Annotated in this window: 13 protein-coding genes; 5 read left to right on the forward strand and 8 right to left on the reverse strand. The window is 41.8% G+C overall.

All coding sequences use genetic code 11. The annotated features are described in order from the left end of the window. Positions 1–94: 94 nt before the first annotated feature. The 3 genes from PAT01_RS18010 to PAT01_RS18020 all read right to left on the reverse strand — a co-directional run bounded on the left by PAT01_RS18010 (position 95) and on the right by PAT01_RS18020 (position 3,605). Complete coding sequence (locus PAT01_RS18010) at positions 95–1,027, reverse strand: exopolyphosphatase (RefSeq protein WP_154945943.1); 933 nt, start codon at positions 1,025–1,027, stop codon at positions 95–97. A 318-nt stretch (positions 1,028–1,345) separates the two neighbouring features. After that, positions 1,346–2,794: a dihydrolipoyl dehydrogenase gene (locus PAT01_RS18015; protein WP_154945944.1), complete on the reverse strand. Its 1,449-nt coding sequence runs from the start codon at positions 2,792–2,794 to the stop codon at positions 1,346–1,348. Positions 2,795–2,876: 82 nt separating this feature from the next. Next, complete coding sequence (locus tag PAT01_RS18020; RefSeq protein ID WP_138579905.1) at positions 2,877–3,605, reverse strand: glutathione peroxidase; 729 nt, start codon at positions 3,603–3,605, stop codon at positions 2,877–2,879. A gap of 109 nt (positions 3,606–3,714) precedes the next feature. Here PAT01_RS18020 and PAT01_RS18025 point away from each other — a divergent pair, with 109 nt between their 5' ends. Beyond that, entirely contained in the window at positions 3,715–4,605 is an 891-nt protein-coding gene (locus PAT01_RS18025) for a LysR substrate-binding domain-containing protein (protein ID WP_186807306.1), read from the forward strand. Here the strand turns inward: PAT01_RS18025 and PAT01_RS18030 are convergent. After that, complete coding sequence (locus tag PAT01_RS18030; protein ID WP_054982963.1) at positions 4,602–5,795, reverse strand: flagellar assembly protein FlgT; 1,194 nt, start codon at positions 5,793–5,795, stop codon at positions 4,602–4,604. The two genes, PAT01_RS18025 and PAT01_RS18030, sit on opposite strands and share 4 nt — an antisense overlap. 129 nt (positions 5,796–5,924) lie before the next feature. Between PAT01_RS18030 and PAT01_RS18035 the strand changes: the two genes are divergently transcribed. From PAT01_RS18035 to PAT01_RS18045, 3 genes are all read left to right on the forward strand, one after another. Next, a complete protein-coding gene (locus PAT01_RS18035; protein ID WP_096041337.1) occupies positions 5,925–6,380 on the forward strand; it encodes an LPP20 family lipoprotein in 456 nt (151 codons plus the stop codon). A gap of 361 nt (positions 6,381–6,741) precedes the next feature. Then, a complete protein-coding gene (locus tag PAT01_RS18040) occupies positions 6,742–7,449 on the forward strand; it encodes a transglutaminase-like cysteine peptidase (RefSeq protein WP_024033060.1) in 708 nt (235 codons plus the stop codon). Next, positions 7,449–9,407: a bifunctional diguanylate cyclase/phosphodiesterase gene (locus PAT01_RS18045; RefSeq protein ID WP_154945945.1), complete on the forward strand. Its 1,959-nt coding sequence runs from the start codon at positions 7,449–7,451 to the stop codon at positions 9,405–9,407. The genes PAT01_RS18040 and PAT01_RS18045 overlap by 1 nt, the downstream gene beginning before the upstream one ends. A 134-nt stretch (positions 9,408–9,541) precedes the next feature. Here PAT01_RS18045 and PAT01_RS18050 read toward each other — a convergent pair whose 3' ends face one another. Genes PAT01_RS18050 through PAT01_RS18065 form a run of 4 tightly spaced genes read right to left on the reverse strand, consistent with a single transcriptional unit; the run spans position 9,542 to position 15,736 of the window. Further along, complete coding sequence (locus PAT01_RS18050) at positions 9,542–10,129, reverse strand: LuxR C-terminal-related transcriptional regulator (RefSeq protein ID WP_024033058.1); 588 nt, start codon at positions 10,127–10,129, stop codon at positions 9,542–9,544. A gap of 23 nt (positions 10,130–10,152) precedes the next feature. Then, positions 10,153–11,574: an HlyD family type I secretion periplasmic adaptor subunit gene (locus PAT01_RS18055; protein ID WP_154945946.1), complete on the reverse strand. Its 1,422-nt coding sequence runs from the start codon at positions 11,572–11,574 to the stop codon at positions 10,153–10,155. After that, on the reverse strand, positions 11,571–13,709 hold the full coding sequence (locus PAT01_RS18060; RefSeq protein WP_024033056.1) for a type I secretion system permease/ATPase: 2,139 nt from the start codon (positions 13,707–13,709) through the stop codon (positions 11,571–11,573). The genes PAT01_RS18055 and PAT01_RS18060 overlap by 4 nt, the downstream gene beginning before the upstream one ends. A 53-nt stretch (positions 13,710–13,762) precedes the next feature. Continuing rightward, positions 13,763–15,736: a TolC family outer membrane protein gene (locus PAT01_RS18065; RefSeq protein ID WP_154945947.1), complete on the reverse strand. Its 1,974-nt coding sequence runs from the start codon at positions 15,734–15,736 to the stop codon at positions 13,763–13,765. Between the two features lie 224 nt (positions 15,737–15,960). On the opposite strand from PAT01_RS18065, the gene PAT01_RS18070 reads away from it, so the two are divergent. Then, the coding region (locus PAT01_RS18070) for a retention module-containing protein (protein ID WP_186807307.1) at positions 15,961–19,389 on the forward strand (3,429 nt) is incomplete at its 3' end.

Below are 19,389 nucleotides of genomic sequence, written 5' to 3' on the forward strand. Positions count from 1 at the left end.
AGCTTACAGCTTACAGCTTACAGCTTACAGCTTACAGCTTACAGCTTACAGCTTACAGCTTACAGCTTACAGCTTACAGCTTACAGCTTACAGCTCAACCATCACTCGTAATAGTATCTATCAGCTCATCAAGCACCGCTTCGGCTTTGCTGGTTTCTACTTGGCAGGTGCCGGCGTTTAAGTGGCCGCCACCGCCGTATTTAAGGCATAACTCGCCCACATTGGTGTTTGAGCTGCGGTTAGTGATTGATTTACCTATGGCAAATACTACGTTTTGTTTTTTAAGGCCCCACATTTTGTGAATTGATATATTGCAGTCGGGGTACATGGCGTAAATAACAAAGCGGTTGGTGGCGTAAATAGTTTCTTCTTGAGTTAAATCTAGCACCACGAGGTTTTTATGCACGGTTGCGCATTGTGCTATTTGCTCTTTGGCCTTTTCGTTATGCTCGTTATATAGCGCAACGCGTTCGGCTACGTCTTCCATTTTTAAAATATCTTCAATGCTTTGATCTTTACAGGCATCGATTAGCTTCATCATTAATTGGTAGTTTGAAATTTTAAACTCGCGGAATCGACCAAGGCCTGTGCGTGCATCCATGATAAAGTTCATTAATACCCAGCCTGTTGGGTTGAGTATTTCGTCTTTTGAGAACTGCGCGGCATCGCCTTTATCTACGGCTTCCATCATGTCTGTGCTGATGTTTGGAAATTTTTCTGCGCCGCCATAATAATCATAAACAACGCGTGCAGCAGAAGGGGCTTTAGGGTCAATTACATGGTTTTTAATATCGCTTGCGTTACGTACGGTTTCGCTTAAGTGATGGTCAAATGCAATATGACAGCCTGCAACGTAGGGTAGGTTAGTGGTAATGTCGTTTGCAGTTATGTCTATTTTGCCATCTTGCATGTCTTTTGGGTGTACAAATAAAATGTCATCAATTAGGTCTAAGTCTTTGAGCAGTACGGCACATACTAAGCCGTCGAAATCGCTGCGGGTGACTAGTCTAAATTTATTATTGGGCATAGCTTTTCCATCTTGTTGTGATTGAGTAATCAAATAAGTGTAACAGCTAAAATAATTTTTGAGAGGTTATAGCAATCGAATTAAAAATTTAGTCATTCTAACGTGCTAAATAAAGCGTAAACGGCGTTATAAATTTTTAAGTAGAACAAATGCCTATCGAAAATTATGCCTTTGTTATTACTCTGTTTATCTGTTGCTATCAATACCTCATAATTTAACACAATGGGTATTAGCGTTAAAAAAGCGCATAAAAAAGCCAAAACGACTGTTTTGGCTTTTTGTTAGCAAGTATGTATTTGTTTTATTGCTGTATAAAAGTTAAGCGCCTGGTCCGCATTCCATACAGCTGTTAATAATATCAGGGCCAAATTTAAGTCTGGCATTTAAATCGCGTAGGGCCGTGCGTAAACCTTCTTCAATTACTGGGTGGTAAAATGGCATATCCAGCATTTCTGGTACGGTCATTTTGTTTTGCACAGCCCATGCTAATAAATGAGCAAGGTGTTCGGCTTGTGGGCCAATAAATTCTGCACCTAAAAATAAGCCTGTGCCTTGCTCTGCGTAAACGCGCATGTGGCCTTTATTTTTAAGCATTACTCGGCTGCGGCCTTGGTTTTCAAAGCTCACTTCGCCTATTTCAAAGCAACCACATTCACCTAGGCGGTCTGTAATTTGTTTGTAGCTGTCGCCTACCATTGCTATTTGTGGGTCACTAAACACTGCGGCAATTTTTGCGCGGCGAAGGCCAATGCGTACATCGGGGAAGCGCCCAGCATTTTGACCGGCAATGGTGCCTTGATCAGATGCTTCGTGTAGCAGGGGGATCATATTGCTGGCATCGCCCGCTATAAATATATTTGAATTACCACATTGCATTGTGTGCGGGTCGGCGTGTGGCACACCGCGCTCATCAAGCTCTATGCCGGTATTCTCTAAACCTAGCTTGTCTACGTTGGGTACTCGGCCTGTGGCTGCAAGTACGTAGTCAAATTGCTCGGTGTGTTTAGCACCATCTTTATCGGTGTAAGTAAGCTGAGCTTTATCGCCAACTTGCATCATGTCAGATACGTTTGAGTCGGTATCTACAAAAAATTCTTCAGCAAAAACAGTGTTTGCATAGTCTTTAATTACTGGGTCGGTAAGTGGGCCAATTGCGCCGCCAACACCAAATAATTTTACGTTTACGCCTAAGCGACTAAGTGCTTGGCCAATTTCTAGGCCTATTACGCCTGGGCCAAATACAGCCACTGACTCTGGTAGGTCGTCCCAGTTAAATACATCGTCGTTTATAATAAGTTTGTCGCCAAAGTTATTAAACACGCCAGGGTATGATGGGCGCGAACCCGTGGCAATAACAAAACGCTTAGCAGTTATAATGATGTCATCGTCGATTTGTACGCGGTTGGCGTCTAAAAACTTAGCGTAGCCACGAATTTTATCTTCATCAGGAATGTCGTCTACGGCTTCTACTACGAATCCTGCAAAGCGGTCTCGTTCGCTTTTAACACGTGCCATAACTGCTTTGCCGTCTATTCTTGGCTTTGAGCTATGCACACCAAATGCAGGTGCCATTTCAATTGAATGCGCGGCTTCGGCTGCGGCAATAAGTAATTTACTTGGCATACAACCAACGCGTGCACAGGTAGTACCGTACGGGCCTGATTCAATCATTAAAACGTTAGGGGTGAATTGTTTTGCGTTACGGTATGCGCTTAAGCCTGCAGTACCTGCACCTATAACAACAACATCGGTTTGTAATTCTTTCATAGTGGTATCCTTTATTATTTTCAATCTGAGCGATGAGATTGATATAGAGGGGCGCGTACGCCCCTGCTATTTTTTTACTTAATTAAGCAAAGTATTTTTCTAAATCGTCTGAGCCGCCAATGTGTTGTCCACCAATAAATATTTGTGGAACAGTGTCACGGCCAGAAATTGCTTTAAGGCTTGTTAATGTAGCGCCTGCACCCATAACAACTTCTTCAAATGCGTAGCCTTTTTCTGTTAGTAGCTCTTTTGCTTTTTTACAGAAAGGGCAACCAGGCTTAGTAAATACGGTTACTGGCTCTGGCTTAGTTTGTTTTGGGTTGATGTAGTCAAGCATTGTGTCTGCATCAGAAACTTCAAACGGGTCGCCTGGTAAATCTGGTTCGATGAACATTTTGTCGATAACGCCATCTTTAACTAGCATAGAGTATCTCCAGCTGCGCTTACCAAAGCCTAAATCGTTTTTATCTACTAACATGCCCATGCCGTCAGTAAATTCGCCGTTGCCATCAGGTAATAATGTGATGTTTTGCGCTTCTTGATGCTCTGCCCATGCGTTCATTACAAATGTATCGTTTACTGATACACATACAATTTCATCAACGCCATTTTGCTTAAGTACACCGGCTAACTCGTTGTAGCGTGGTAAGTGAGTTGATGAACAGGTTGGTGTAAATGCGCCCGGTAGTGAAAACACAACAACGGTTCTGCCTGTAAAAATTTCGTCTGTGGTTACTGATTTCCATTCGTCGTTTTGACGTGTTGCAAATGTAACGCTTGGGATTGTTTGACCTTCAATATTCTTTAACATAGTTTGTTCCTCTTGATTTGTTGGAGCCATTATGGCGAGAATTTAAATATAGTTCCAATCGTTTGTTTGTATTAAACTAATAGGTATAGCCTATCAGGTGGAGATGAATTTGAACTTAAAAGATTTAGAGTATGTAAAAGCAATAGCGCACCACAAGCATTTTCGCAAAGCGGCCGATGCCTGTTTTGTTAGCCAGCCTACACTAAGTGGGCAAGTAAAAAAGCTTGAGCAAGAGCTTAATGTTGTTTTATTTGACCGCTCAACTAAGCAAGTTACATTAACAGCGCAAGGTGAACGTTTGTTGACACAAATAAACGTTATTTTAGAGCAAACAGAAATCTTAAAAGAGCTGGCGGCTACTTCAAACGGGCCGCTACAAGGTAAGCTAAGAATTGGTATTATTCCTACTATTGCGCCGTACTTACTCAGCGCTTTACTGACCTCTATGAAAGCGGCGTTTAGCGATAGCCACTTTTCGTTTATAGAAATGCAAACAGCGACTATGCTAGAGGCGCTTGATAACGGCGAGCTCGACTTTGCAATTTTGGCCGATGTTCCCGAGCTTAAAAACTACCATACGGTTAATGTGTACAAAGAAGACTTTATGGTTGCTGTTTCAACCGATAACCCGTTATCTAAGCGTAAAAAAGTAGCGCTAAGCGATTTACAAAGTTGTAGCCTATTAATGTTAAGTGATGGTCATTGCTTTAAAGATCAAGCCCAAAAGTTTTGTTTTGCTGCGGGAGTGGATGTGTCAAACCAATATCAGGGCAATAGTTTAGAAACTTTATTGGCGCTGGTGGCAATAGATGACGGGGTGACATTTGTGCCCAAGCTTGCGTGTACACAGCGTGTAGGCATTGATTATTTAGCTATTTTTCCTAATCAGCAACGTAATGTGGTATTTGCTTGCAGAAAACACTACCCACGTTTGGCGGGCGTTGAGCAATTAGCCCAGTGGTTGGCAGAGCACCCAAATTTAAAGCGGGCGCTTATTTAGCGTTCTTGGCTTGCAACCTCTACTACATCGTTTATTTGTACCCCAGGCAAAGGCTTGTCGTTAAGGCTTACAGCAATTGCGCTTTGTTTATAAAGTTGCTCAACCACAATGGTGTTAAGCGTAGTAATGGTATGCGGCATAGTATTGCCTTGTGCATCGGTTAAGTAGTTATGGTGCGCAATGCTTAATAGCTGGCCTTTTTTAAGGCCATGATCTTTGCCTAGGTTTATCACCAATTTGTTGTTTTCCATGTGCATTATTTTTCCTTTAGTAGGAAAACACGCCATAGCCGCTTGTATATCGTAACTGACCGTTTGATTTATATCGCTAATACTTTGCCCAAAAGGTGATTGCCAAAACCTATCACTATTTACATCAACTATGGCTGTTTTTTCAAATGGCCATACAGCTTGGGTATGATAGCTGTTTTGCCATAATTGTTCGTACGTGGTGCCATCAAACAACATAAACTCAATAGCGTAGCTGCGCTGGTAGGTTTCGTCTTGCCAAAAGGCGTAGTCGTTGTTGAGTTTATCGCTTGGCGCTAAATTGGTTATTTGGCTTAATAAAACATATTGCGCGTTGCTTCTGGCTGAAAGCTCTTCTAGTTGTGCATTTGAGTAGTCGTGCTGCTGATTAAAGTAATTGTCTACATTAATTGCTTTATTGTAGTAAGCAACGGGCAGGGCGCTCATTTTTGTGCTTTGCAAAGCGCTAAATAACTTTTTACTAATGGCTTTATTTACGTCAAATATTTGACCCATTAAGGCATGCTCACGATGAACAAGCTGGCTTTGGGTTACAGCAACAAATTTATTAAAGTTACTTTGTGGGCATTGCTCTGTTTGGGCAAATACATCAAGCCTAAGCGTAATGGCAAATTGTTGATTTTGGCGTTGCTCGCTCACCAGCTCTATTTTTTGTATTTCGCCGTGGCTACTAATTTTTAGCTGATCTTGCGTTAGCACGCCGTCTACTAAGGTTTGTACCGAGCTAACCCGGGCGCCAGAAAACACTAATGCTTGTGTAATTGCATCTTTAATTGCGGCCGATTTAGCACTGCTTATGTCGCCATTTTGTATTTGTGCATGGCCGGTAGATTCAAACCATTGTGCGTAAGTACTGGTAGAAAACGTTAATAATGCTGCGCTAGTAACACCTGCAAATAGTGATGATAAAAACGTGTTCATACTGGTACTCCACATAAAATTAGTTAATTACGCTTTAGCTAAGCAAGGACTGCACCAATATGAGGACTTTATAACAAATGGCATTAAACCTGCATTTATTTGCGCAATTAGTTTAAAGGGTGCAAATAAATGCGTGCAATTATATTACTTACTTTAGCAGGCCTTAGCCTTGCCGGTTGCAGCAACGTGTTTGATAAACATGTTGAGTACAAATATGTAGAGCCAAATAATTATCCCATACTTAAAGCGGTTGGTTATGCTCCTATTAGCTTGCAGCAAGGGGCTAATAAATCACAAAAGCAATTAATGGCAATTAAGGCCTCTAAGCTTGAGGCGTACCGTGAACTGACTGAGCAAGTTTATGGGCAAAAAATTACAGCGGGCACGTCTGTAGCAGGTGCTATTGCTCAAAACGATTACATGGAAAGTAAAGTGCAGGGCATAATTAAAGGTGCGCAAATTATTAAAACTTACTCAGTTGACGATGTATACGTTACCGAGCTTGAGCTAAACATGAAGCGCGTGCACGACTTATATATAGGTGAAATTAAGCCGCGTGAAGTTAAAAAAGTGACCTACTACTAAGTAACTGGCCAGTACTTTAAATAGTAAAGCTACATTAAGCTGCTATTTTAACGGCTGGTTTTAGCGTTAAGCGCGTGGAATATACTCGTACAGCAATACATAACTTTGCTATTTACGGGAGCGTTTTTCTGTAAATCTAGGGTTTGATAAATCAGCTTTAAATACAACGATGGTTCAATACGTTAGTTAATGTATTAAGCAATGTTGAAATGACCGAGTTAAAATTTAAATCTAGTAAAAAAACACATACAAAATATCTCATCCTTTTATATTGAGTGCTATGCTGTTGTTACGAATAATATTTGAACAAGTAGTGTAGCGTTTGGTGTATGTTTTTAATTTTTCTTTTTTTGGGCTGTGAATGACACTTAGGCCCACTCTTTCCTCAAATAAGCTATTTTTTTGGTGCAAAAGCAATTTGCGCTATTTACTGCTATTTTTTTTACTTTCAAGCGGCGTGTTTGCGAGCCGTTTAACTATTCAATTTAATACCTTTATAGAATTAATGGGGCAAAAATATGGCCCTGCGCGAGTCACTGTAGCGCGTAATTGGCAAACTATGCTGGTGCGCACCCAAAATAAACCAGAACAACAACAAATTTTAATTGTTAACGACTTTTTTGCACGCAATCTTCGATACCAAACCGATATACAGCTTTGGAAGCAAAACGACTATTGGGCTACACCATTAGAAACCCTTGGCCGTGGTTTAGGTGATTGTGAAGATTATGCCATTGCTAAATACATTAGTTTACGCGCCTTAGGCGTAAGCGACGACAAGCTTAGGCTTATATATGTAAAAGCTAAGCTTGCTGGTACAAACAAAACACAAGCACACATGGTATTAGGCTACTTTGCTACGCCTAATGCTCAGCCGCTTATTTTAGATAGTTTAATAACAAAAGTGTTACCTGCAGCAAAACGCGTTGATTTAAGCCCGGTATTTAGTTTTAACAGCCAAGGTTTATGGGCAAATAACTCGACTAAAAGTGTAGCCAGCCCGACAGCAAGGCTATCGCGTTGGCGTAAAATTTTGGAGCAGACATCACAAGAAGGGGTTATGTGGTAATGGCGTCATTTTCCTTATTTAAGTTTTTCAAAAAAAGAAAAATCACTCTTAGGCAAGAGCTGTGGATCACCTTGCTGGTGGTGATTTTTGTTGGCTTTATAAGTAGCGTTTTAATTAGTACTAACTCTGCTAGAGACTATTTTTCTACGCAGCTGTATTTAAAAAATGTTGATAATGCTAGCTCTTTGGCGCTGATGATTAGTCAGCTTGAAAAAGACCCTGTAGAGCTTGAGCTGTTAGTGTCGGCCACTTTTGATACCGGCCACTACAAACGCATAGAACTGCAAGACCCAAATGGTGAGGTTATTGTAAAGCGCGTATTTACCGACACGTTAGAAAATACCGCACCAGCTTGGTTTAGAGCGGTATATGGGCTAAATGTTCAGCCAGGTGTAGGGCAGGTTAACAACGGTTGGCAGCAATTTGGCACCTTATTTGTTGAAAGCCACAGTCAATATGCTGAGCAAGCGTTGTGGGAAAGCGCCCTTAAACTGTTTTTTAGCTTTTTAGTGGTGGCCTTTTTTGCCTGTGCCATAAGTGCGTATTTATTACGTAGAATTTTAACGCCACTTGATGATGTGGTGTACCAAGCTAACGCCTTTGGCGATAAGCGTTTTATTAAATCAAAAGTGCCAAAAACCTTTGAGTTTGCACGCCTTGTGCAGTCGATGAATTTATTATCGACACGGTTTAGTCGCATTATAAAAGAAGATAATAAACGCTTAGAGGAGTTGCGTTTTAAAGCCCAGCACGATGAGCTAACAGGGCTTGCCAATCGAGAGTATTTTAGTGCCACATTAGAGGCTCATTTACAAAAAGTGAAAGATCATGCCCATGGTGCTTTGTTTTTATTTAGGGTGGTTAATTTAGATAAAATAAGTGAATCGATTAGCCGTGTAGAAATGGTTAACTTTTTACGCCGTTTTTCTCAGGTGTTAACACAGTTTTTAGAGTCGAATCAGGCGCACTTTTCAGAAAACTATATTGCGCGTATATCACATACCGACTTTACTGTGTTGTTTAGCGATACTGATGATATTCAGGCGCTTAGCGAGCAAATAACCGCACTGCATAAATCGATTGTTGATGAATACAAAAATATTGATTTGGCCATTGTACACAGTTGTACCTACATAGAGAAAAATGACACCCGCTTTGATTTATTACGCCGTGTAGATGGTTTACTAAAAACAGCAGGTAACAAACCTGGGGTGCAAGCAAAAGTCATTGATAATAAACAAAAGAGTGAAATTTTTGATGACTCTACTGGCTGGCAAAAGGCTATTGAGGATGCGCTTGAGCAAAAAACTATACAGTTAAATTGTTTAGAGGTTATGGGTTTTAACGACACCTTGTTGCAGCACCAGCTTAGTTTAAGTTTAGAATTTGGCGGCCAACATTATAAATCCAGCTACTACTATCAATGGGCTAATCGCTTAAACCTATTAGCGCGTTTGGATTGGAGTTTAATCAAGCAAATTGTTAAACAGTACGGTGAAGCGCCGCCAAATGAATTGATTGCTGTAGAGCTTTCGGCGCAAACATTAATGGATGATACCGCGCTTGCCTCGGTATTAACCTATGTGTCAGCCTTTCCTGGTTTGGCAAAAAATATATGTTTTGATATACGCGAAAACATTGTCGTAAACGAAAAGGATATATTTAAGGAATTTTGTGAGCAGGTGCGTTGTATGGGCGCTAAAGTGGCACTTAAACGTGTGGGACCTGAATTTACTAAGATTAAGAACATTCAAGAATTTGGCTTAGAAATGCTTAAAATAGACAGCATTTACGCGCATAACATTAGTTACAGCCAAGACAATCAAACCTTCTTACGCGGTGTTTGCACATTAGCGCATTCTATTGGTATTAAAGTGGTCGCGCAGGGCGTAACAAGCCAAGACGATATAGATACACTGGTTAATCTTGGTTTTGATGGGGTAATTAAAGAGTCGTAAAGCGACTCTTTAATTAAAAGGGGAGCGGTTTAACAATGGCGACGAATAGGTAAATGCAATTTAGTATTTAACCTATAAGCCTTTGTTTATTAGGTTAACTATAACTGGCGAAGGTTTTGTTATTCTAGCCTAGGTTAGTTACCTTTAACGGCTAACATAAGTTGTATACGGTCACGCACTTTTAACTTAGTGAAAATTGAGCTCATGTGCTCTTTAATTGTCCGCTCTGTAATATTAAGTGACTCAGCGGCTTGTTTATTGGTTGCCCCTGTTATAACTATATCAACAACTTGGCGTTCGCGTTTAGTTAAGCTTTGAATATCGCAGGCTTGGGTGTAATTTATTTGCTGCTGACTTAGTGCCCCAACAATATTAGATAGTAGCTGCCCAGGTAACCACAGGCCGCCTGAGCAAATAGTCTCAAGTACCTGTTGTAATATTACTTTAGATGCAAGTGCTTCTACATAGCCTCTTGCGCCCGCTTGCAGGGCTGCTCTAAGTTCCTCTATTTCTAGATTTGTGGTCATTACAATAACCGGTAAGCGTTTTTGGGCATATTTTTTTACCAGTTCAAGCCATCCCGAAGTGCCCGCCAGAACCCATATAATACTTGATGCATTAATTTGTTTTGGTTCTTTGGTGCATATTACACAACCTGCAAACGCACTTCGCCAGTGGCTCGATTCAAGTTCGGGTTGTGTAATAAATATACTTTGACGCATTAATTTACTCCAATAAATTCAGTTTAGCGTTCTGTCATTGCTTGCGATGTAGCTCTGAGTACGGGTTTAAGTAAATATTCCAAGACGGTTTTTTTACCAGTAATAATATCCACTTGTGTGGTCATTCCTGGAATTATAGTCAAGTCTTCTGAAAAGTTATTTTTAGTGGTTTTTAATTGCACTAAATAAAAAGTATTTTCTCTGTCGTCGGTAATTGTATCTGCACTTATATGCAGTACCTCGGCTTCTAGTCCGCCGTATACCGCAAAATCATAGGCGCTAAATTTAATCATGGCGGGCTGCCCTGGGCGTAAAAAGGCAATATCTTTAGGCGGTATTTTTGCCTCAACAATAAGTTGATCGTCTAAAGGGACTATTTCTAAAACGTCACTGCCGGGTTGTAAAATGCCGCCTACGGTATTAACCAATAAACGTTGTACCGTGCCTTTAACCGGTGATTTGATCTCAGTTTGGGCCACTTTGTCGGCAAGCCCTGATTCGGTTTCTTTAATCGACTCTAAACGCAGCAATGCCTCCGAAAGCTCGTTGTTCCAGCGGTTGATCATCGCAAGTTCGACTTCTGTTACTTTGTTTTTAGCTTCGTTGATAGCCGATAAACTCCGGTTAATAACGGCTTTAGTGCGGTTTATTTCGCCGTTTAAATCAACTATTTCACGTTCTAACCTAATGATGTCTATATCAGATACAGCACCAGTTCTTAACAGTGGGCGTGTTACTTGCAGCTCACGATTACTTAGCCTTAGAGCGCTTGTGTGTTGTTGCAAAGCGGCTTTTGCTTCAATGTGATCTTGTCTGCGTTGCTCTAGCTGGCGTTTATGAATTGCCACTTGCTGCTCTAATTCTTGGCGATTACTTAAATATATTGAGCGCTCATGAGCGACCGCCTCGGGTACTTGCTTAACAAGCTCATCAGGAAAAACGAGATCTTCTTTTCTGGTAAGGGCTTGTAACCTGGCTACTTTTGCAGTGAGTGATTGCACTTTAGATTGGTTTTCTCTAAAGCTTGAAATAAACCGAGTAGGGTCGATTTTTATTAATACGTCACCTTCTTCAACAATTTGCCCTTCTCGAATGTTTATTTTTTCTACCATACCGCCATCGTAAGATTGCACTAACTGTAATTTATTTGATGGGATAACGCGTCCTTCACCACGGGCTACCTCATCGAGTGGCGCAAAGCCTGCCCAAATTGTAAGCAAAATAAATGCAATGCAAATGAGGTATAACAAAAAACGTGCGCTGGCAGGCTCTTGCTGCATTTTTTCCCACTGCGCATCGACTACCCAATCTTGTGATTCAGGAGGCGAAAGCCAGCCTTTAAATAAGCGATTAAAGATTGAAGGCTTACCTTTTTTACGTGCTTCTATTGCTTTACTTACCGATTCAAAAGAGCGCTGCTCTAGTGGCTTTTTATTGTCACTCATGATGCTTGCTCCACTGTTTGGTTATTCAGTGCGGCAATTACTTTTTGTTTAGGCCCATCGGCAACTATTTTTCCGTTATCGAGCACGATGATGCGATCAACCAACGAAAGTAAAGACGAGCGGTGAGTAACTACAATTAAGGTTTTGTCTTGGGTGGCGGTTTTTAAATTTTGAATAATTTTATTTTCACTATTGTGATCAAGCGATGAGGTAGGCTCATCTAACAGCATAATAGGAGGGTCGTTTATTAATGCGCGCGCTATACCAATTGCTTGTTTTTGGCCGCCAGATAGCAAGCGACCTTGCTCACCAACTTGTAGGTCAAACCCATCGGGGTGAGAGTTGATTAACTCGAATAACTGGCTTTTTTCGCATGCGCTAATAATTTGCTCATCTTTAGCATGCCATGCGCTAATAGTGAGGTTGTCTTTTAAGCTACCAAAAAACAATGCTATATTTTGGGGCACGTACCCTATGTTATGACGAAGTTCTGCGGGGTCTATTTGTTGTATATTGTTGTTATCGACCATTACGGAGCCTGCGGTTGGGTCATAAAGGCCTAAAATAAGTTTTTCGAGGGTGCTTTTACCCGAACCATTGCGCCCTAAAATAGCCACTTTTTCGCCCGCTTTTATTTTAAAACTAATATTACTAAGCGCATCGGCCGCGTCGTCTTCATACTTAAAGCATACGTCTTTAAATTCTATTTCGCCGTTTAATACGGGGTGGCTTAACCAATGTTTATTTGGCGGGCGTTCAACGTCTTTCTCCATTATTTCGTTAAGCGATTGCATAGCAATAGCAGCATGATGATATTGCGCGAGTACGGCGGCGCATTGCCCAAGCGGCCCCATTGCCCGCGATGAAAGTAAGTAAGCGGCTATTAATCCCCCTTGCGTGAGCTCGCCTTCAATAACTAAATGAACACCGATGATCATAATGATCACGCCAACACATTGTTGTATCCACGCTGCGCTATTAGAGATTGAGCTTGAGATTAAGCGACTTTGCGCATTAACCTGAGCAATATAAATAGTTGATTTTTCCCATGTTGATTGGGTTTTGCATTCGCTGTGAAAACTTTTTACATCTTCAATGTTGGTTAAGCTTTCTACAAGTATGGAGTTGCGCATTGAGCTTGCTTTCATGGTTTGCTCTGACAGCGCTTCAAGTTTTCTGTGGGCTGCTATGCCATAACTTAAAAGTATTAGGGCACCTGCGATAATGGGTAGGCTTAGCGGTACACCTATTATTGCAATAACAATTAGGTATATAGCAACAAAGGGTAAATCAACCAGCGCAACCAAGGTTATTGAACTAAAAAAGTTACGTACGGCTTCAAACGATTGTATGTTACTCGCAAATGACCCCGCTGATGAGGGCCTATTTTTAAGCTTCATACCAAGTACGCGCTCCATAATAACCGCAGACACTTTTACATCTATCCGACTTGCCGCAAGCTCTACAAAGTAGCTGCGTACTAAGCGCAGTACAAAGTCGGCGGTCAGTGCTATTAAAATACCGATGGCTAAAACCCAGAGGGTTTCTGTTGCATGGTTAGGAACTACGCGGTCATATACATTCATTACAAATAAAGGCATGGCAACAGACAAAACGCCTAATGCAATGGCGGAGATTATGACGTCTTTGTACAGTGCGCGGCATTCTTTTATTACGCCCCAAAACCAGCCGTCTTTAGAGAGCTTTTCAAGCACCGGGGAGCGCTCATCAAACATAAACTCTGGATGAGCATAAATAATTAAACCTGTTGATTTTTCAATTAACTGTTCTAGGTCTTCTTCTACAACAGACTCGGTTAGCTCGGGGTAAGTAACTTGCGCTGTTTGTTTTTGGTTATCAATAGCGGTTACCACGCACGCTTGGTTATTATTTAAAATAATAATGGCGGGTAGTAAAGCAGTATTAATTTGATTAAGAGGCTTATTTACAACTTTTGATTTAAAGCCCACACGTTTTGCAGCACGTGCAAACCCTGAAGGCGTTAAGTTTCCATCTGTTAGTGGGAGGCCATTTAATAAGGCCTCCCTTGAAAAATCTTTATCATGAAAACGGCACAATACTGCAAGGCAATCTACCAGTGCGCCGCCATGATCAAGTACATCATTTAATTCCATATACCATCCAATGTTATGTAAAACATTTTAAATTTATTTGTTTTAAGCACCTCTTAACTATCGGTAATAACCGCCTCAATACGGCGGTTTGCCGCATTAGCACGTACCGAAATTTCATTAACGCGTGGCTGATCAATACCATAACCAAATGATTGAACACGATTAGGCGCTATACCAAATTGCTCAATAAGTAATTGTGCTACGGCAAAGGCGCGTTGCTCTGAAAGTTTGCGGTTGTATTTTCTATCGCCATCTAATGAGGCGTGACCTTGGATCTCTACCTTTTTGTCAGGGTTATTTTTTAAAAACTCCGCGAGCTTTTCTACCTCTTGCAAGTACTCTGGGCGCACTTGGCTTGAGTCGGCTGAAAAGGGAATGCCTATTTCAACTGAGTCGGTCGCTTGGTCATACAAAGTACACCCGGACAGATCTACATTTGTTCTCGCTGGGGTGCTTGGGCAAGTGTCTTGCTCGTTAGGTACGCCGTCGTTATCGTCATCTGCAAAACTCGATGCGCTAGGGGTCTCTGGTGGCATTTCTAAATACCTAGGCATAGCTGTAACGCTCATGTAGGCGTTATCTTGCTTGGCTTTTTTTTGTAAAAAAGCTTTGCGTTTAAAGGTGGCAGCTACATCGTAACTTGGGCATATATTTTGTGCGTTATGCACGATTGGGTCATCTGTTAACTCTGTTAATGTTGGGTACTTGTCAGACATAACATTTAGAGCTGGCAATAGTTTACCCATTTCGTTAAGCATAGTTAAAATGGCTGTTTGTCTATCGTATTGAGCAACAATGTACGAGCGGTTAGATTGAAATGCTTCGTTTTCAGCGTCAAGTACATCAAGCAAGGTGCGTTGGCCAATATCAAATTGGTCTCGGTAGGCTATTTTTACTCTGTTTGACGAGTTTTTATAGCTTTCAAGCGTGGGTAGCTTTTGCTCTATATTGTTCACATTATGATAGGCAATTTGTAGGCTTTGACGAATATCAACACAAGCTTGATCGCGTTGATACTTGGCAATATTTACATCTTGGTATGCTTGTTCAAGGTTGGCGCTATCTAGGCCCCCGTTGTACAGGTTATAGGTTATGTCTATACCTACCCGTGCTTCGGTTCTTGTTTCGTTTAAACCTAGCTCGTCTCTGTCTTGTGTGCCGTAACGGGCAGATAAGTCTACGTTTGGATGAAACGCTGCCTTTTGTGCCTGAGCGTTGGCTTCTTGCGCCTCTATATTATAAAGCGATGCGTAAAAAGCAGGGCTGTTTTTATAGGCTATATCAAGCGCTTGGTTAATAGAAATGGGCACGTTTTGCTCATCTAATTTGGCTTGTTTTATATCATTAACGGGTAGCTCGCCAACAACTCTTAAATAACGCGCGGTTACATCGTGCAGGTTAGCGTACTCGGTGAGCACATTAGATTGCGCTAGCGATAAGCGCCCGCTAATTTGCTCTAGATCTGCTGCTCGGGCAACACCGGCTCCTACACTTTGTTCAATTTGTTGGTATACAGACTCGTGCTCTTGCAGGTTTTCTTCAGCGAGTGTCACAAGTTCTTTAAATTTTTGCACATCTAAAAATGCAATAGATGCATCTAATGCAGTTTGCTCTGTTTGTGAGAGTAATTCAAAATACCGAATGAGCTGAATACGCTCAAACCTTTCAACGGTGTTAGATGTTCTAAACCCGTCGTAAAGCATTTGAGTAACACTAAGCTCTGCAGTGTTGCGGTTGTATTCGTCTTCTATACCGTAGTTTCGGCGCTCATAACCTGCGCTGGCAGATACATCAACGCTAGGTAGGTAGCCTGAGCGGGCTGCATCTACGCCATAAATTGAGGATTTAAATGTATGCCATGCTTGTTGTACCTCTGGATTATTTTCAATTGCTTTACTGGTGACGTATGTAAGCGGTGCCACAGAGCTGTCATCGGCTTTTACCACGTTAGTTGCGCCAAGCGCACTTAGCGTTATACCTATAAGCAGCTTTCCTTTTTGCTTTAGTAAAGTATTTTTTGTAATCATTTCTTCCTCTTAGGGTTACTTAGGCTATCAATACCTACCTTATGGTTTAGTCAATAAATGCACTTTTCGCAAATAATCGTTTTGGCTAGCATAAAATTTATTATCTACCACTTTTTTATTTTTAATGTTTTTTTAAAAACTGTACTTGAGTACAGTATCTAATGCGTTTTGCTGTTCTACATTTTAATTAATAGTTTTTAATTCTTATGTTTGAGGTAAGTAAAATGGAATCTAATCAATTATTAGTAATAGACTTAAAAGGGTCTGCTGGTGTTGTTTTAGAAGATGGCACAATTAAGCCACTTGAAGTGGGCGATACTATTACTGTGGGCGATTTAGTGGTTACCGCCGATAATTCATCGCTAACAATTGATGTGCAAGGAGAAACACTGTCGATTCCTGCTAATCAAAACGTAAAGATCACCCCTGATTTATTAGCACAAGAAACCCGCGATAGCAGCGAAACCACAGTGTTTGACGAAAGCCTAGATGCGGCCATTGCAAGCTTAGAACAAACAGATAATAACGATGGCCAAACGGCGGCTAATTCTGATGTTACTGACTTTTTAGATGCCTTAGAGGGCGATGGTGATATTTTAGATAATTTAGAAGCAACGGCCGCAGGTGGTGCTGGTGGTGCGGGCTCTGGTGGAGGAAGCTCATTTGTTCAGCTTACACGTATTGCGGAGGGAGTTAACCCTAATAGCGTTGCATTTGATTCAAGCTTTGATCCTGATTCTACAGAAGCGCTAAATATTCGCGACACCTCTGATGGGGTAGTTCCTGATGATGGCACCGCGTCTATATCATTAAATGAGGTAGGTTTAACTAATTCATCTCAGCCAACAATTAGTGGTACAAGTGAAAACTTAGTGGGTGAAACAGTGAATATTACTGTGACAGATGAAAATGGTAACTCTCAAGTAGTAAGTGCGGTTATTGGCCCTGATGGCACGTTTGAAATTACATTGCCTAACCCGATAGCCGATGGACCCGTGAGCGTAGTTGTAGAAGCCACCGATCCAGATGGTAATGCGTTTAACGATGCTATTTCTATTGAAATAGACACCACCGCGCCAGTAATTAATATTGACCCTGTTGCAGACTCTGCATCTCAAACAGTAACGGTTACGGGGTCGGTAGCGGGTTTGAATACTGGCGACAACGTCTCTGTAACTCTTACCGATAGCACAGGCACACAACAAACAATTGTTACACAAGTTGATGCACAAGGTAATTGGAGTATTACCACTACATCGCCTTTAGCAGAAGGGGAGTTTAATGTTAACGCAGTAGCAGTTGATGCCGCTGGTAACCAAGCAATTGACCAAGCTGTTGCGAGTATTGATTTAACCGCTCCAGAAATTACAGTTACAGTAGCGGGTGAAACTAATAATGCTACGCCGCCATTAACCGGTACTACAACCGGTGTGCCACAAGGTACTGAAGTAACAATCACAGTAACCGACAGTGCAGGCGAAGTGCAGCTTTTAACAGCCATTACCGATGAAGATGGTAGTTGGGCTGTTGATGTGGGTGTGGCACTACCAGAAGGTGACTTTACTGTTGATGCGCAGGTGAGTGATAGCGTAGGCAACCAAGCACTTGCAAGTGATGTTGGAGTTATTGACTTAACGGCGCCAATTGTAGAAATTAATGCGATTGCCGATACGCAAGATACAACCCCAATTATTACTGGCTCTGCGCAAGATGTGCCAGCAGGCTCGGTAATTACCGTGGTTATTACTGATATTAATGGGCAAGTTCAAACGCTGTTAACGCAAACAAATGATGATGGCAGCTGGTCTGTAAGTGTTTCTACACCTTTAGCACAAGGTGAGTTTGAAGTTAATGCAACCGTGACCGACACTGCAGGTAATGAAGCACAAGCTGTAGAGCAAGGGTTAGTTGATTTAACTAGTCCTGAGATAACGGTTACGGCCATTGCAGACACTAATGACACAACGCCTACTTTTGTAGGCCGTGTTGAAGGGGCACCAGAGGGCTCTTTAATTACTGTTTTAGTAACCGATAGCGACGGTAATATACAAACCTTAACCACGACACTTGAGGCTGATGGCACGTGGAGTGTTGAATCGCCCAACGCTATTCCTGGCGGAGAGTTTAGTGTTACCGCGACAGTGAGTGACCCTGCGGGTAACGAAGCATCCGCGCAAACAAGTGGTGAAGTTACATTTGCCCCTATTTCTATTCAAATTGACTCTATTGCAGATACAAATGATACCACGCCATTTTTAAGTGGTAATACCGGTAACGTGCCTGCTGGTACCACTATAACCCTAACGATTACCGCAAGTGATGGCAGTACTTTTAATCTTTTAGCGGTCACGCAAGAAGATGGTTCTTGGAGCGCTCAAGTTACAGAGCCTCTGCCTGAAGGGGATTTTACCGTAGTTGCAGCCGTTATAGACGATGCGGGTAATGAGGCACAAGCAAGTACGGTCGGTAATGTAGATTTAACCGTAAGTATTAATTTTATTATTGATACTAATGATACCACTCCAACAATTAGCGGTACTACGCAAGATGTTGACGCAGGTGCGGTTGTTACTGTTACCTTTACAGGCAGCGATGGCGCAACAGAAACTGTGCAAGTAACCACAAATGCTGATGGGTCGTGGTCAATCGAAGCAACCGAGGAGTTGGTAGAGGGTCAATTTACGGTGGTTGCAACAGTAACCGATGCTGCTGGCAATACAGCCTCTGCTACTGAAGTAGGGGAAATTGATTTAACTGATCCTGCGATTACTATTAACCCAATTACAGATACAAACGATACAACACCGAGTGTGACAGGTAGCGTAGTAGATGTACCCCAAGGTACTGAGGTTACCTTATTAATAAGCGATAGTGACGGTAATCAACAAACTATTACAGCGGTTACTAATGCCGATGGAAGCTATAGCGCCGATATACTTAATGAGCTTAGCGAAGGTGACTTTACAGTTACTGCAAGTGTAAGTGACGAAGCAGGTAATAGCAGTACAGCGACGGTTACTGGCACCATAGATTTAACCGCACCTAGCGTAACTATAGATAATATTGGTGATACAAACGATACAACGCCTACTATAAGCGGCTCTACTCAAGGTTTAGCAGCGGGTAGTGTGGTTACAGTGATTGTGACTGATGATGCTGGCGCTGAGCAGCAATTTGTCACTGCTATAAATGGTGATGGCACATGGAGTATAGATGTCCCACAAGCATTAGCTGAGGGTGAGTTTAGTGTGGTGGCAAATGTAAGTGATAGTGCTGGTAATAGCGCGCAAGACTCACAAACTGGCACTATAGATTTAACCGCACCAACTATTAGTGTAAATGACTTTACTGACTCTAACGATTCAACACCTGTATTTAGTGGTACCACAACTGATGTAGAGCCAGGTAGCTTGATCACTGTATTAATAACAGACTCTAATGGTGATTCGCAAACCTTGACGGCAGTTGTCGCAGAAGATGGTTCTTGGCAAGTAGGTGCGACGACTGCAATTGCTGAGGGGGAGTTTACAATAACGGCCACAGCCACTGATGCAGCTGGAAATGAAGCCCCAGCCACAACTACAGGCGTCATAGATACTGCAGCGCCTACAGTAGTAATTGATTCCGTGGGTGATACAAACGACACCACACCC

Origin of the sequence: Pseudoalteromonas atlantica (assembly GCA_007988745.1) — a bacterium.
Classification (GTDB): Bacteria; Pseudomonadota; Gammaproteobacteria; order Enterobacterales; family Alteromonadaceae; genus Pseudoalteromonas; species Pseudoalteromonas atlantica.

Coding starts and splice junctions, on each gene's coding strand:
- PAT01_RS18010 (WP_154945943.1), bottom strand. CDS start 1,027: ATGCCCAATAATAAATTTAGACTAGTCACCCGCAGCGATTTCGACGGC.
- PAT01_RS18015 (WP_154945944.1), bottom strand. CDS start 2,794: ATGAAAGAATTACAAACCGATGTTGTTGTTATAGGTGCAGGTACTGCA.
- PAT01_RS18020 (WP_138579905.1), bottom strand. CDS start 3,605: ATGTTAAAGAATATTGAAGGTCAAACAATCCCAAGCGTTACATTTGCA.
- PAT01_RS18030 (WP_054982963.1), bottom strand. CDS start 5,795: ATGAACACGTTTTTATCATCACTATTTGCAGGTGTTACTAGCGCAGCA.
- PAT01_RS18035 (WP_096041337.1), top strand. CDS start 5,925: ATGCGTGCAATTATATTACTTACTTTAGCAGGCCTTAGCCTTGCCGGT.
- PAT01_RS18040 (WP_024033060.1), top strand. CDS start 6,742: ATGACACTTAGGCCCACTCTTTCCTCAAATAAGCTATTTTTTTGGTGC.
- PAT01_RS18045 (WP_154945945.1), top strand. CDS start 7,449: ATGGCGTCATTTTCCTTATTTAAGTTTTTCAAAAAAAGAAAAATCACT.
- PAT01_RS18050 (WP_024033058.1), bottom strand. CDS start 10,129: ATGCGTCAAAGTATATTTATTACACAACCCGAACTTGAATCGAGCCAC.
- PAT01_RS18055 (WP_154945946.1), bottom strand. CDS start 11,574: ATGAGTGACAATAAAAAGCCACTAGAGCAGCGCTCTTTTGAATCGGTA.
- PAT01_RS18060 (WP_024033056.1), bottom strand. CDS start 13,709: ATGGAATTAAATGATGTACTTGATCATGGCGGCGCACTGGTAGATTGC.
- PAT01_RS18065 (WP_154945947.1), bottom strand. CDS start 15,736: ATGATTACAAAAAATACTTTACTAAAGCAAAAAGGAAAGCTGCTTATA.